General features: G+C 57.5%; 12 protein-coding genes. 5 read left to right on the top strand and 7 right to left on the bottom strand.

All coding sequences use genetic code 11. The annotated features are described in order from the left end of the window. Positions 1–94: 94 nt before the first annotated feature. From ABDK11_RS17715 to ABDK11_RS17705, 3 genes are read left to right on the top strand one after another with little or no spacing between them, the layout of a single operon-like run. On the top strand, positions 95–535 hold the full coding sequence (locus tag ABDK11_RS17715) for a MarR family transcriptional regulator (protein WP_346837851.1): 441 nt from the start codon (positions 95–97) through the stop codon (positions 533–535). Beyond that, on the top strand, positions 532–1,596 hold the full coding sequence (locus tag ABDK11_RS17710; protein WP_346837850.1) for an HlyD family secretion protein: 1,065 nt from the start codon (positions 532–534) through the stop codon (positions 1,594–1,596). Before ABDK11_RS17715 ends, ABDK11_RS17710 begins: the two co-directional genes overlap by 4 nt. An 11-nt stretch (positions 1,597–1,607) precedes the next feature. Beyond that, entirely contained in the window at positions 1,608–2,624 is a 1,017-nt protein-coding gene (locus ABDK11_RS17705; protein ID WP_346837849.1) for a DUF2955 domain-containing protein, read from the top strand. 103 nt (positions 2,625–2,727) lie between these two features. Here ABDK11_RS17705 and ABDK11_RS17700 read toward each other — a convergent pair whose 3' ends face one another. The 6 genes from ABDK11_RS17700 to ABDK11_RS17675 form a co-directional block, all read right to left on the bottom strand. Further along, positions 2,728–3,777, bottom strand: coding sequence for a hypothetical protein (locus ABDK11_RS17700; RefSeq protein WP_346837848.1), 1,050 nt, complete (start codon positions 3,775–3,777; stop codon positions 2,728–2,730). An 11-nt stretch (positions 3,778–3,788) separates the two neighbouring features. Beyond that, a complete protein-coding gene (locus tag ABDK11_RS17695; RefSeq protein WP_346837847.1) occupies positions 3,789–5,072 on the bottom strand; it encodes a hypothetical protein in 1,284 nt (427 codons plus the stop codon). Positions 5,073–5,602: 530 nt separating this feature from the next. Continuing rightward, positions 5,603–6,166: a phosphoribosyltransferase family protein gene (locus tag ABDK11_RS17690; protein ID WP_346840216.1), complete on the bottom strand. Its 564-nt coding sequence runs from the start codon at positions 6,164–6,166 to the stop codon at positions 5,603–5,605. 24 nt (positions 6,167–6,190) lie between these two features. Beyond that, positions 6,191–7,546 (bottom strand): NCS2 family permease, encoded by a 1,356-nt coding sequence (locus ABDK11_RS17685; RefSeq protein ID WP_346837846.1) that lies wholly within the window; start codon positions 7,544–7,546, stop codon positions 6,191–6,193. 14 nt (positions 7,547–7,560) lie between these two features. Then, positions 7,561–8,346 (bottom strand): outer membrane protein OmpK, encoded by a 786-nt coding sequence (locus ABDK11_RS17680; protein ID WP_346837845.1) that lies wholly within the window; start codon positions 8,344–8,346, stop codon positions 7,561–7,563. A gap of 385 nt (positions 8,347–8,731) precedes the next feature. Beyond that, positions 8,732–9,004, bottom strand: coding sequence for a DUF4242 domain-containing protein (locus ABDK11_RS17675; RefSeq protein WP_346837844.1), 273 nt, complete (start codon positions 9,002–9,004; stop codon positions 8,732–8,734). A gap of 538 nt (positions 9,005–9,542) precedes the next feature. Between ABDK11_RS17675 and ABDK11_RS17670 the strand changes: the two genes are divergently transcribed. Together ABDK11_RS17670 and ABDK11_RS17665 are read left to right on the top strand one after the other, a co-directional pair. Further along, positions 9,543–10,985 (top strand): serine hydrolase domain-containing protein, encoded by a 1,443-nt coding sequence (locus ABDK11_RS17670; protein WP_346837843.1) that lies wholly within the window; start codon positions 9,543–9,545, stop codon positions 10,983–10,985. A 79-nt stretch (positions 10,986–11,064) separates the two neighbouring features. Next, a complete protein-coding gene (locus ABDK11_RS17665) occupies positions 11,065–11,757 on the top strand; it encodes a glutathione S-transferase family protein (protein ID WP_346837842.1) in 693 nt (230 codons plus the stop codon). Here the strand turns inward: ABDK11_RS17665 and ABDK11_RS17660 are convergent. Beyond that, positions 11,734–13,131: a hypothetical protein gene (locus tag ABDK11_RS17660; protein ID WP_346837841.1), complete on the bottom strand. Its 1,398-nt coding sequence runs from the start codon at positions 13,129–13,131 to the stop codon at positions 11,734–11,736. The genes ABDK11_RS17665 and ABDK11_RS17660 overlap by 24 nt on opposite strands. Between the last annotated feature and the right edge of the window lie 292 nt (positions 13,132–13,423).

Genomic DNA, 13,423 nt, shown 5'->3' with positions numbered 1-13,423 from the left:
GGGGGGGCATGTGACCACAAAGTCTCCGACCGAATTGGTTAGCAGGCTAACCATGTGTTATATTTCTTAGCATGCTAACTAAATCGAGATCCTTATGGAAAGCAATCTGGGCTGGCTGATGAACCGCGCCGGGCATACCTGGCGCACGGTGGTCGACCGCTATATGGCCGAGCTGGGGCTGACCCAGACCCGCTGGGTGGCACTGCTGGTGCTGGACAAGGTGGGCGAAGGCTGCACGCAAACCGTACTGGCGGCCAACGTCGGCGTCGAACAGCCCTCGCTGGTGCGAACCCTCGGCCAGCTGGAAGAGGCCGGCCTGATCGAGCGACGCACCAACCCCGATGACGGGCGCTGCCGCACAGTCTGGTTTACCGAAGCCGGCAGGGAGTTGCTCGGCAAAATGGAGGTCGTTGCCCGGGATGGCCGAAAAATGCTGCTGAAGGGCGTCAGTAGTGAACAGCGCAAGATGCTGCACGATGTATTGGAGATCATCATCAGTAACGCGCAAGCGGTACTGGAAGAGGTAAAAAAATGACCGCAGACAAGCATTTCAATCGTTGGATGCGCCGTGCCGGCGGGCTGTTCCTGCTTGTGCTTGCCTATGTGCTGATGGCCGATATGGTCATCCCCATGACGCCGCATGCCATGGTGCAGCGCCCGGTGTTGACCATTGCCCCCCGCGTGGCGGGCGAAGTGGTCGAAGTGGATGTGGCCAACAACCAGAAGGTCAAAGCCGGGCAGCTGCTGTTCCGCATTGACCCCAGCGACTACGAGCTGGCGGTACAGAAAGCCGAACTGGCGCTGGGCTCCGCCCAGCAGACCAACGACAATCTGCGCGCCCAGCTGGCCCAGGCCGACGCGGCAGTGAGTGCGTCCGATGCCGCTAACATCGAGAAGAATCGCGAGCTCAAGCGCCTGCAGTCTCTGCGCGCTACCAAGGTGGTGAGCCAGCAGGCACTGGACCAGGCCGCCACGGCTGTGGATACCTCTGCGGCACAATTGGTTTCAGCGAAGGAAAAGCGTCGCGCGATCCGCGTACAGCTGGGGCTTGCGGGCGACCAGAACCTGTTGGTGCGCCAGGCCCAGAATCAGCTGGATTCCGCCCAGCTGGCACTGTCGCGCACTGACGTGCGCGCGCCGGAAGACGGGGTGGTTTCCAACCTGCAGCTGGTTTCCGGTATTCAGGCACAGGCCAAACAGTCCCTGATGTCTCTGGTGGTAACCGGCAAGGAGCGCATTGCCGCCGACTTCCGCGAGAAGACCCTGTCCGGTATCGGCGACAAGGCGCGGGCCTGGGTGGTATTCGACGCGCTGCCCGGCCGCGTATTTACCGCCGTGCTGAGCAGTCGTGACCTGGGTGTGGCGCAGGGCCAGCTTTCCCCCAACGGCCGGCTGGCCGCGCCGGAAGACAGCGATCGCTGGGTCCGCGACGCGCAGCGGGTGCGGATCTATGTAGAGCTGGAAGACAAGCTGCCACCGTCACTGGTTACCGGCTCGCGCGCTACGGTCATGTTGGCGGGTACGGACAGTGGCCTGTTGCAGTGGGTCGGTAAAACCCAGATGCGCATTATCAGCCTGCTGCATTACGTTTACTAAAGCGCCTACTGATGATGTCGACCAATCTCACCGAACAGGAAAAAAGACGGCTGCTGCGCATCGCCTTCGGCAGTTGCGGCGGCTTCTTCCTGTGTAAGTTAATGGGCTGGCCTTTCGGGGTTTTCTTTACCGTTTACCCGATGTTGCTGCTGGGTATGCTGCCGAAATTCGATCGCCTGATCGCCGCGCAGTTTTTGGGTAGTGCCCTGCTCAATGTATTGGAAGTGTGGTTTCTGTTTACCTTCTTCGAGCCGTATCCACTACTGATGACCCTGGGAGTCTTTGCGGTTTACTGCTGGCACTTCCGGCTTATGGCTAGCACACCATACTTCCTGCTGGGGGCTGCCGGTTTGGTGACGCTGTCGACACTGCTGCACTTTTCCAGCTATGACTCCACCAACATCATGGACATGGTCGCCGCTATCGGGCTGGCTTCGCTATTCTCGGTAGTTGCTGCCGCAGTGCTCTACTGGCTGATTCCGGAGACGGAACCCGTAGCGCCGCCACCGCGGCAGGAGCTGCGGCCGTCGCAGGTCAACCATCGCATCCTGATGGGTGCGATACTGGCGACGCTGTCTTTTATGGTCTTCCAGACTCTGGATCTCAAAGACTCGCTGTCGGCGCAGGTCGCGACCATGCTGGTGCTCTTCCCGATGACCTACCAGGGCACTCTTACCGCCGCCTGGAATCGCTGCAAAGGGGTCGCCTACGGCTGTATGCTCGCAATTACAGTGCAGCTGTTAATGTACAACCTCATCAGCCACTTGCTGCTGGTGGTGCTGGCCCTTTTCATTACCGTACTGATGACCGCGAAGCTGCACCTGGTGGAGCGCGCCGGCTCCGGTATGGGGTTCGGTGCCCTGACCACCGTTGGCATTCTGTTCGGGCAATATATGCAGCCCAACAAGGATATTCTGTACGGCACCGCCTACCGGCTGACGTCTGTTACTGTGGCGCTGTTGATTTTGATGTTGCTTGCCTATCTGCTCGATAGCATTCTCAATCGGTTTGAGATGACCAGAAACTAAACAGCCGGCGAGGCCGGCTGTTGTTTCAGTGCGGCTTCGGCAACCCGGGGCGTTTCCAGTTTGCATTGCCGATGCGCGTGGTGTGCCCCGGGTAGACTTGGCTCTAGCCGGATTCCGCTTCCGCGGTGTTTGCCTGTGATTCCAGGTTCAGAACCTCGCCCGGTGGGTAGCTGTTGGGCAGTGGGCGAGGCTTGATCCGCTCATCGACAAAAGCGGCCACGTCGTCAGGATCGGCGCGGTGGTCGTCGTCCTCTCCTTTCCCCGGCGCCTCGTATTCTCGGTCGCTCCACATATAGAGCACGTGTTTGGCTTCCTCAACTTGCATTCTAGTGCAGGTCAATATTACTTTTTCATTAGCTTTTATCTGTGCTTGAATCTGAGCGCGCCGCTTGAGCATGTCCAGAGGAAGCTCGATTGAGATCGTTTCCATCACCTGGTTTGCGAATTCAATAAAATTATTTCTCGGGACGCGCTGCTCTATCTGATAGGAATTGCCGGCATTTCGGGCTGATCGATTGATAATGAAGCGACAACTTAGATAGTGCTTGTCAGTAATTGCAGTATTCCAAGTGATCATTTCCGAATCATTTACTAAAGGCTGGCTTTCGAAATAAAACCAGTCGCTATTTCCCAAGTTTTGCCATTGGCTGTTAATCGGTCCCAGGTATGATGGCCAGGAGTAGGGCGTGAGATCCATTGGATCATCAGAATGTCCCTTGTGAGTGTCACTTAGTTCGGTTAGCTCAAAAGATCGATAAGCTTCGCGCGCTAAAGTTTGGTTTTCGAATAGTGTTTCATTTACAGGGAGATCATCGACAAAATTCACATCAATTAGGAAATTGATATATCCACAATAGCCCTCGATAATTGGTAAACCCCTAAATCCCCATCGGCTCGAATAGGCTCTAAGCATCTGAATTTCTTTGAATTCATGGCGCTCTCCCGACTTCCGAATCCAGTTTAGCGGTCTAAATACAGAAAGGTCATAAATATCTCGTGAAGCAGGTTCGCTTTCCCATTCTTCGATCGATGATAGGGGGTCTGAACTGGGAGGTGCACGGAAGCACAATTTAATTCCAGAAAGATTTTTCTCTATAGGTCTGGCCTTTTTAAAGGCAGGCCCTTTAGGATTTTTTTCACTTCCGAATATCACCGGTGAGCTCCCTATTTTTTAGAGACTAACTTGTTTGCCAGTTGCTTTGCCGGATCCGTAGAGCTTTTGTGATATCCCTCGTTAAGGCTGGGGATGCTGGCAAGGGTGGTGGAGGCTAGCGTTGAACAAATTGCTGAGGCAAAGGCTGCACTGAAACCAAATGTGTTTACGATTACCGCGATGCTGCTTCCTGCAGCCATTGCAGATTTGATGGCTTTTTTGCCCTCCACAAACGTATCTATCACCTTGCCTGCACGCTCTTCTCGTGGTGTATGGTGAAATAGCTCGTTAATTGAGCAGGACAGGTCTGCGGCGCCCAGTGATCTTCCGCCCAATAATTGGGCAACTCCGGGGGTGGAGTTATGCCATTTACTATCGTCAGTATTCATCCCTAAGGCACGTCTCGCCAGGTCGGCTTCATATTGATCAGAAGTATGATCGCTCAAAAATATTTTCTGCTTCTTCGCTAAGTTAATATTTGCTTTAGCGAGCAGCTTCATTGCCTGGGTAAGGACCTTTGACCCTCCCCTGTGACTGGTCCATTCGACATGGAGGCCTTTATCATGGGCTTCTTTAATGTGATGCGCAAGGATTCGAGCTGCCTGTTGTTCGTCTTGGCTTGCTGGCTGACCGAGTTCCTTTATGAAACTCCAGCCTGCTTTTATGGCGGAGCCACTCTGCGGTACGTAAAAAAGCTGGTAGCCTGTTCCCTTGAGCATGTTAAGTTTGATCTTTTCTCCCTTTGCTATATGTGAGGGGAGCATTCCAGCCGCATGATTTAAATTATTACAGTAACCATTGATACCTACTTTGATGGGCTGATTTTCATTTCCTGGGAGGTCTTTGTCTCCGCTCAGGTGAAGAGATGGCTCCTCAGCTGTTATCCACTGACTTCTGGTCTCTTGATAGTTTGTCCGCCATAACGCTGCCTTTTTAATTTTGCTGGACGATTGGGGAGTAAGTCGTATATCAACAATCACCACATCCGTCTGCGGCCCACCATAATAACTATTGAGTTCATACTCGATTTCAAAGCCCGAAAAGACAATGCAGCGGCGGTTTGGATTGCCGTTCTTCATAAATGAATTTGCCGGTGCGACGCAGCCGCGCAATCCTCCTACGGCCCTGGTGATGGCCTGGGCATGGTAGCCCTCGCTGCTGGAGGCTTTGCTGAGCTGCTGGAATTGATCCAGCATCTGCTTGTAATGGGAGTTGACCAGCAAGGTGCGGCCGGTGCCGCTTTGGCCGTAGGGGCGGAGTCCGGCATAGCCGGGGGAGGTGGGTGCCTGGTGCATTGATGATTCCTTTATCAACGTTGCCATTAGCTGGCTCAAACGTGCAATGTTGAGCCCGGAGTCACTGTTCTGGGATGTGTGCACTCCGTTTACCTATTCGCGCCCGCGGTACTGCCGTGTCGGTCGGGAGAAAATCGAAAATGTTCGGTTATCCTGTCGCTGGACGCAGGCTATCTAAGTGAAAAAAGTCATCAATTTCAAGCGATAGAAAAATAGGGTCAGAACAGATTTCTATAGCGCCGTAATGGCGTTGTCCCATTCTTGTATTTTTGTCACCGGCCACGTGGCAATTTCCCGGGAGACCGAGATGGGCAGTCCGCGCCATGCATGTTAGCGCGCGGGAGTTGGTGCGGCCGTGTTTCCGAAAGTGCTGTAATAGGCTGTAATCTGGCCCCGGTGTCGAGTCAGCAGAGGCCGGGGTAATAGTGAGAGGGTTACAGTATAGGTGGGGACAAAGGTCGAAATAGTGGGCTGGTTGAGGGAGAAAGAGGATTGCGGACGCAGCAGCTGCGCGCCCGCAACGCCGGTGATCAATCCGTCGTTGAAATCCGGTCAATATACGGTGCCAGCTCCGGCTTGTGCTCGAGAATTTCCTCGCGCGACAGGCCGTCGATCTCGTGCGGGAATACCAGCCACTCTGCAGTCTTGTGCACGTAGTAATCCGGCTCGCGCTCGGTCTTGTTGTTCTTCGGCTTATAGTAGGGCGTGGCCACGCGGATCGACGGGGTGTTCTTCTTGCACGCCTTGTGGAGATCCTTGATGGTCTGGTCGATACTGAGGCCGGAATCGTGCACGTCGTCCACGATCAGCAGGTTATCGTGGGACTCCACCCGCTTGATCAGGTAGGTGAGGCCGTGCACGCGCACTTGCTTGTCGCGCTGGCCAATACCGGTATAGGACGACGTGCGGATGGCGATATGGTCTGCGTCCACACCCATCACGTGCAGCAGCTCCTGCACTGCGATACCCACCGGCGCGCCACCGCGCCAGACACCGACGATATAGTTGGGGCGAAAGCCGCTCTCGAAGACCTTCTCGGCCAGCGCGAAAGAGTCCGCCAGCAGTTGCTGCGCGCTGATAAAGTGCTTGTTCACGTTGTTACCCATGTGAGTCGCCCCTCAGAAAAAGATGAACTTGGCAGTAAACAATGCTGCCAGCAGGTAGACGCTGATGCTGACATCGCGCGAGCGGCCGCTCAATGTCTTGATCACCGCGTAGGCGATAAAACCGAGCGCAATACCGTTGGCGATGGAGAAGGACAGCGGCATCATCACCGCGGCCACTACCGCTGGCGCGGCTTCGGTGATGTCGTCCCAGTCGATAGACGACAGACCCGAGGTCATCAGTACCGCCACATACAGCAGCGCACCGGATGTGGCGCTGGTGGGGATCATATGGGCTAGCGGCGAGAAGAACATCGCCAGCAGGAACAGCGCCGCGCAGGTGACGGCAGTCAGGCCGGTGCGGCCGCCGGCGGCGATGCCCGCGGTGCTCTCGACAAAGGTCGTGGTGGTGGAGGAGCCGAGCAGAGCGCCGGCGACAGACGCGGAGCTGTCAGCCATCAGCGCCTTGCCCATGCCGGGCAGCTTGTGCTCCTTGTCCAGCAGTTTGGCGCGGTCCGCCGCGCTCAGCAGGGTGCCGGCGGTGTCGAACAGGTCCACGAACAGGAACGCGAAGATGATACTGACCATGCCCACGTTAAAGGCGCCGGCGATATCCAGCTGCAGGAACGTAGGCACGAGGCTCGGCGGCGCGGAAAAGATACCACTGTAGCTGACCTGGCCGGTGGTCAGCGCAATGCCGGTGACAATCAGGATACCAATCATCACCGCGCCCGGCGTGCGCCGGTGGGCCAGCGCGGCGATCAGGAAAAAGCTCACCGCGGTCAGTAGCGCCGTACTCTGGGTCAGGTCACCCAGGGTCACCAGTGTGGCCTGGCTGGCCACGACAATGCCGGAACTCTTCAGCGCGATAATGGCCAGGAACAGGCCCACGCCCGCCGCCAGCGCCTGGCGCAGCGACAGTGGAATACTGTCGATAATCCACTCGCGGATCTTGAACACGGTCAGGCACAGGAACACCATGCCGGAAATAAACACCGCGCCCAGCGCCACCTGCCAGCTGTAGCCCATCTCGCCGACGACCACATAACTGAAGAATGCGCTGAGGCCCATGCCCGGTGCCAGCGCGAACGGATAGTTCGCGTAGAGCCCCATGATCAGGCAGCCCACTGCAGCCGCCAGGCAGGTGGCCGTGAACACCGCCCCCTTGTCCATGCCGGCAGCGGCCAGCACGTTCGGGTTCACGAAAATGATATAGGCCATGGTCAGGAAAGTGGTCACGCCGGCGATCACCTCCCGGCGCACGTTGGTTTCACGCTCCGACAACTTGAACAGCCGCTCGAGCAGCGAAGATGGCTGAGCCGTGCGGGCGGTGGCAGTGCCGGTATCGGCGGGCGAATGAAGATCTGTCATAACGGTGGCCGGTGTCAGAAGTGGTATTTGAGCAACAGGTTCACGTTGCGCTCATTGGAATCGATGCCGTAGGTACCGTCCTCGATACCGAACTTGTTGTTCCAGTAAACGTACTCGATACCCGCATACAGCGACTTCGGCTTGCCCCAGCGGGCGCCGACATCCCATTTGAGCTGGGAGGTGAAATTCATATTGGCGTGCGCGTCGGCGGAAGCGCTGGCCCAATCGATAAAGCCGTCGTAGAGAAAATCCGCACCACCCAGGGCAAACGGCAGCGCCCACACCAGCGTCAGCTGCTCGTTAGCAGCCTTGTCGTCGTTGTCGCGGTGGTAGAAGTTGGCCTGCACATAATTGAAGCCCGGCACCGCCAGATCGAAGCCCACGCCGGCCAGCTTGTTGGTGAAGTGCGGGCCGGTAACGGTCAGGTGGTCGGGATCGTCCATGTTGCCCAGCTCCAGCGTCGAGGCAAGCAGCACGTCTTTTACCGGTCCGAAAGACAAGTCGCGGCCGCTCAGTTTACCCAGGCTCAGGCGCGGGGAGACCTCGGTGTACAGCTCGCTCGAGTCCGCAGTGGATGACAGGTAATCGGAAAACAGGAACAGGTCACCCCAGCTGTGGCCGCTGGCGTGCTCGAAGGTGACCACATCTCGGCTGGAATCATCCGTATGCAGGCTGTAATCCACGGTGTAGTGATTGCCGTGCAGCACGGTCAGGCTGTTGTCTTGCCAGAGTACTTCGGCGTGGGTCATTGCGGACACCAGCGCGGCGCTCATCAATAGCAGGGACCTGGTCAGCTTCATCGATTACCTCTGAGTCAGCCACGGCCGAATCCGGTGCTGCCCGCACGGGTTCCAATCGCGGTTTGAGTGGGTCTGGTCAAAAAATGAGCGCGGAATTTACCGGAATCCGGGCCTGTTTTCCACTTTTTTTACCGGCCCCCAACCGGTTTTCGTGGAAGGCTTGGCAATAAAGTGCGCAGTTACTTTTATAAGTGGAAAAATTTTGCGTGCACGCGTGGGGTCTGTGCGGTCATTGGAAAACTGCACTCTACGAGCGCCGTTTCCACGATTGTCTTTAATGTGGATCGGTATCGGCGCCCGACGCTCGAATCGCGAGACAGCGGGGAGGTTGGGGGCGGGCAATGGCCGGAGCCGGCCGCTGCAGCCGGCTCCGCAGCGGGCGCTGTTACTCGGCGGTGGTGGGGTCCATCACGGCGGTGACTTCCGACACGGAGTTGGCCGGGAAACCACCCATTTGGGCGTGGCGGAGCACGGCTTCCTTGTCCGGGGCAATGTACACACAGTACACCTTGTCCTGGGTCACATAGCTCTGCAGCCACTGCACCGACGGCCCCAGTTCCTTCAGCACCCCGCAGGATTTTTGCGAAATGCCCTGCAGGTCCTCCTTGGTCAGGTCTCCGGCGCCGGGAATTTCTCTTTCGATGACAAACTTGGGCATGGTCAATCTCCTTATTGGGGGTTGGAACATCGTGTTGCCTCGCCCGACAGCGGACACAAGAAACGCCGCCGGAGCGCATACCTCGCCCCGAATATACCCAATGGTATTTGCGTGAACTAGCGGCGCGGGTGCCAAAGGTGCACCGGCGCTAGAGATTGGCGCGGTATTCGCGCTTTATCGCGAGTGCGGCGACCGGATCGGTACTACATCATGTTGCTATTCGGATGGCGGCCGTTGTCGGTATCTATAGCGATGGATATTGCTTCCGCGCCTGGTTTATTCTGGTGAACCTAACGATCCATACGCACAATTCACAGGTTGTTGAGAAATACGTTTCAACCGCCTCCTATAGCAATAATAAACAGCGCTTTGGCGCATAAAATGTGTTTCGCCATAAAAAGAGCGCCGGTATCCAATGTATCGCGGTCATTCACCGGAGTAATCGCGGGCGTTGCAACCGGGAGTGCCATTCCGCTCACGAGTCCATGAATGGCAATTCCCGCTTTGGGAACTCAGGGAGAAAATTATGGTTAGCAGGATGTTTCGATTACTCGCCGCCGCTGCGCTGGCAGCCGCTACTCTTACCGCGGCCCAGGCCAGCGATATGCAATGGGACGATTCCACTTCCGCCAAGATTGATAAAAATATCCAGCAGCTGATGAAGCAGGCGCAGACGCCGGGTCTCGCCCTGGCAGTCATTCACGACGGCAAGCTGCTCAAGGCATCCTACTATGGTCTCGCCAGCGTCGAGTACGGCGTGCCGGTTTCCGCGGACACTGCGTTTTGGCTGGCTTCCGTCAGCAAGCAGTTTACCGCCGCCGCTATTATGGTCCTGGAACAGCGGGGCAAACTGGCGCTGGATGACAGCATTCGCAAATACCTGCCGGAGCTCCCGAAAAGCTGGAGCGGAATCAAAATCCGGCACCTGCTCACACAGACCAGTGGCCTCAATGGCTATGAAGATGATCGCGATGCCTGTGTCATCTGCGAGCCAGACCTCGGCAAACCGCTGCAGATCAGTGATTACCTGCAGCAGGTTGCAAAACTCAAGCCGGATTTTTCCCCCGGGGAAGAATTCCACTACGGCGATACCAACCCCGAGCTGCTGGCGATCATTGCCTCGCGGGTTGCCGGGAAACCTTTTCCGCAGTTGATGCACGATGCGGTTTTCCAGCCCGCCGGCATGACCGGCGCCTACATCTACGACTACGACCGGGTAATGCCGAACCAGGTTACCGGCTACGCGGTATCGCACGGCGTGCTGCGCCACGATTTTAACCGCGACAGCTTTCTGCAGCTGGATCACAAGAATTTCGGCGGTGCCGGAAATATCTTTGCCACTCTGAAGGATGTAATCCACTGGAACGCGGCCCTGAATGGCAACACGCTGTTGAGCAACAAAAATCGCCAGCAGATGTGGACCCCGGTGCGACTGAACAGTGGTGAGACCGCACCCTATGGCTTCAATTTTGAAGTCCATGAGTTTCCGGGAGGCAAAGTTATCGGCCACAACGGTATTGCCGGCACCGAGATCTGGAAGCTGCCGGCGCAAAAGCTGGATATCATCGTGTTGAGCAACCGGGGTATGAGTTATTCCTGGGCTTACGTCACCAGTATTGCCGACACCCTCGGTGTGCTCGACGGGCTCACGCCGGAGCGCATGGCGGAAGAACTGGGTACTGCCATTGCCAGTGATCAGGACAAGCTGCCGCAAGGGCACTATGTATGGCGCTGGGCCGATATGCTGGATATGGACCTGCGCCTGTGGCAAGAAGGCGGCAGCGTAAAGGGCAGTTTTGCCGGCGTGCCGGTGCAGCCCTATGCGCTGGCGGACGGGCGGACCATGCTGTACTCCAAGCTATTCTGGTTTCCCCGTAGAAATGCCTTTCCATCGACGCTGGCAATCAAGCCGGATGGAATCACGTTGGGCTGGGATGAGGACGATACGGTTCCAATTCACCGCGTGGCCGCTGCTGACTAGAGTGACCTGGCACGGCCTCCGGGTGCGCGAGAGGTGCCCGGACTTACACTTATCGGGAAAATAGGGGCTAGCTTCAGCAATGGCCATTGATTACAAACTCTACTACTGGGATCTGCCGTTCCGCGGCAATTTTATTCGGCTGTTGCTGGAAGACTGTGGGGCCAGTTACAAAATGCATGACGCCAGCGAGATCTACCCGGACAGAAGCCTGAAAATCAGCAACCCCGGGATGGCGCCGCCTTACCTGTACGACTGCCACAGCAAAACCTACTACGCGCAGATGCCGGCGATCCTGATGCATCTGGGCAAGAAGTTCGATTACCTGCCCAAACGCGCCGAAACGCTCACGCTTGCCCTGAAAACCATCCTCGACTGTAACGACGTGCTGATGGAAATCACCAATTACAACGGCTCGACGATGTGGGAGAAATCCGCCTGGGAGGCGTTCCGCTACAGCCGCCTGGCCGACTGGATGACGATCTTCGAGAAGACCGGCCGGGATCACGGACTCAAGGGTGACAAAGGCTTTCTGCTCGGTACCCGGCTCTCTGTGGCCGATATCGCCACGGCGGCGCTGTTCGGCACCATGATCTACTCATTTCCCGCACTGGAAAGCGATCTGCAGCAGCACGCATCGAATATTGCCAGGCTCTGCCGCAGAGTAGAGGCGCGCCCGGCGATTCGGCGCTTTCTGGAAATACAGCGTGAGGAAAATGGCCGCGGCTATTGCGGCGGCCAGATCGAGCGTTCACTGCGCCAGATGATTGGCTAGGGCCTGATGTTGCCGCACCGGCTTCCGGTCGAGCAGATCGAAGACCCCCTCCTCGTTCAACACCCGCATGCCCAGCCGCTGGTCGGAGATACCCGGGCGCAGCCGATAATCAAAGTGCAGGCGATCGCCGTTCTCCACTGCCTCGAAATAGCGGCAGTCCACCTGGCCGCCGGCGGTGGCCAGATGGCTGTTCAGTTCGATCAGGTGCGAAGAGAACATAAACAGGCAGTTCTCCCTGGTGACGAGGCGTTGCAGAATTGCCAGCGACGCATCGAAGGCATCCTTGATGTTGGTACCCTTGAACGGCTCATCCATCAGCGCCACCACCCGGTGACCCGAGGCCACGGCTTCCGCCACGGCCTTCACTCGCAGCGCCTCCGCGCGGAAATAACTGATACCGCGGCGCAGGTCGTCGGTCAGGGAAATCGAACTGAACAGCCGCTGCACCGGCGCAAACTGGAAACTGCGTGCCGGCACGCCCATGCCCAGGTGTGCCAGATACAGCGCCGTGGCAAAGGCGCGCAGGTAGGTGGTCTTGCCGGCCATATTCGGGCCGGTGAGGAACAGCACGCGGTGGTCCTGATTGAGCGCCGCCGGATTGGCCACCGGCTTGTCCAGATAGGGGTGCACCAATCCCTCGGCCTGCACACGCATCGGGCCCTCTTCGACCTGCGGCATGACAAAATCGTATTTTTCCGTGGCATCCGCCATGGCCACCAGCGCATCGATTTCATGCACCAGTTCCAGCAACCGGATGATCGTATCCCGCTCGTGAACGCGCAGCGCCTGGTCGAGGCGCAGCATACGCCAGCCACCCCAGTTGGCGATATCGCAATCCGGTACCTGCGCCAGCTTCGGGCGCTTTAACAGCGCCCGTAACTCCACTAGCAGCGGGGCCAGGTCGCCGCGCGCCGGCAATGATCGGGCCTGCGTGCTGAAGTTGCGCAGTGCGCGTACGAACCGGGTGGCGGACTGTACGCCGCGCAGGATAATGTAATAGTGGCTGCCGCGCTGCGACCACAGCTGGAAGGCGCTGATGAGAAACTCGAAAAAATTGCGGCTATCCAGATGCGGCAGGATCTCGTGCACATAGGTATCGGTCATGCCGGTTACGTACGCCGATGGCAGTGCCTCGAACAGCGCGCGTTGTTCCCTGGCAAAGCCCACCGCTTCCTGCGTGCTGCGTATCCGCTCCGCCGAGCACCACGGTCGCTCCATGCGCCGCCGCAACACCGCGGTCCCCCCCTCGGTACGGGTCAGGTTGCAGAAATCGAACAGACACGCGTCGCCGGTTTCCGACGCGAAGATTTCCAGGTCCTTGAACGTATGTGCATCGAGCGCAAGGGTTTCAGTTTCCGTGCTGGTCGCGGCCATAAAGTACATATCCATATCGGGACAAAGAGCAGACGCAGTGTGGTCCGCCGGTTAGGCTTTACTCTGCCGTGGCTGCGTTTGATCGCAGAAGCAGAAAAAGTCGCCTGAACATCTTTGCAATTAAGATGCGCGATATCCAACTTGCAGGTGAATTTATGCGCCAGAAATTGTCCCACTTTGTCCTCAGGTGAGGGACGCCTGGGGGCAGCCCGGAAATAGGCGCGGCAAATGGCTCCTGCGCAGTGAATGTGGCCCCGCTGTTGCCGTCTCTCTGCTAACGGGCGGGGCGGCA

This window comes from Microbulbifer sp. SAOS-129_SWC, assembly GCF_039696035.1.
GTDB lineage: Bacteria > Pseudomonadota > Gammaproteobacteria > Pseudomonadales > Cellvibrionaceae > Microbulbifer.
This window is presented reverse-complemented; position numbering and strand designations above follow the sequence as displayed.

What these genes read in the sequence shown, in the direction of transcription:
- ABDK11_RS17675 (WP_346837844.1), bottom strand. Translation starts at nt 9,004, where the DNA reads ATGCCCAAGTTTGTCATCGAAAGAGAAATTCCCGGCGCCGGAGACCTG.
- ABDK11_RS17665 (WP_346837842.1), top strand. Translation starts at nt 11,065, where the DNA reads ATGGCCATTGATTACAAACTCTACTACTGGGATCTGCCGTTCCGCGGC.
- ABDK11_RS17710 (WP_346837850.1), top strand. Translation starts at nt 532, where the DNA reads ATGACCGCAGACAAGCATTTCAATCGTTGGATGCGCCGTGCCGGCGGG.
- ABDK11_RS17695 (WP_346837847.1), bottom strand. Translation starts at nt 5,072, where the DNA reads ATGCACCAGGCACCCACCTCCCCCGGCTATGCCGGACTCCGCCCCTAC.
- ABDK11_RS17660 (WP_346837841.1), bottom strand. Translation starts at nt 13,131, where the DNA reads ATGGCCGCGACCAGCACGGAAACTGAAACCCTTGCGCTCGATGCACAT.
- ABDK11_RS17715 (WP_346837851.1), top strand. Translation starts at nt 95, where the DNA reads ATGGAAAGCAATCTGGGCTGGCTGATGAACCGCGCCGGGCATACCTGG.
- ABDK11_RS17685 (WP_346837846.1), bottom strand. Translation starts at nt 7,546, where the DNA reads ATGACAGATCTTCATTCGCCCGCCGATACCGGCACTGCCACCGCCCGC.
- ABDK11_RS17680 (WP_346837845.1), bottom strand. Translation starts at nt 8,346, where the DNA reads ATGAAGCTGACCAGGTCCCTGCTATTGATGAGCGCCGCGCTGGTGTCC.
- ABDK11_RS17705 (WP_346837849.1), top strand. Translation starts at nt 1,608, where the DNA reads ATGATGTCGACCAATCTCACCGAACAGGAAAAAAGACGGCTGCTGCGC.
- ABDK11_RS17670 (WP_346837843.1), top strand. Translation starts at nt 9,543, where the DNA reads ATGTTTCGATTACTCGCCGCCGCTGCGCTGGCAGCCGCTACTCTTACC.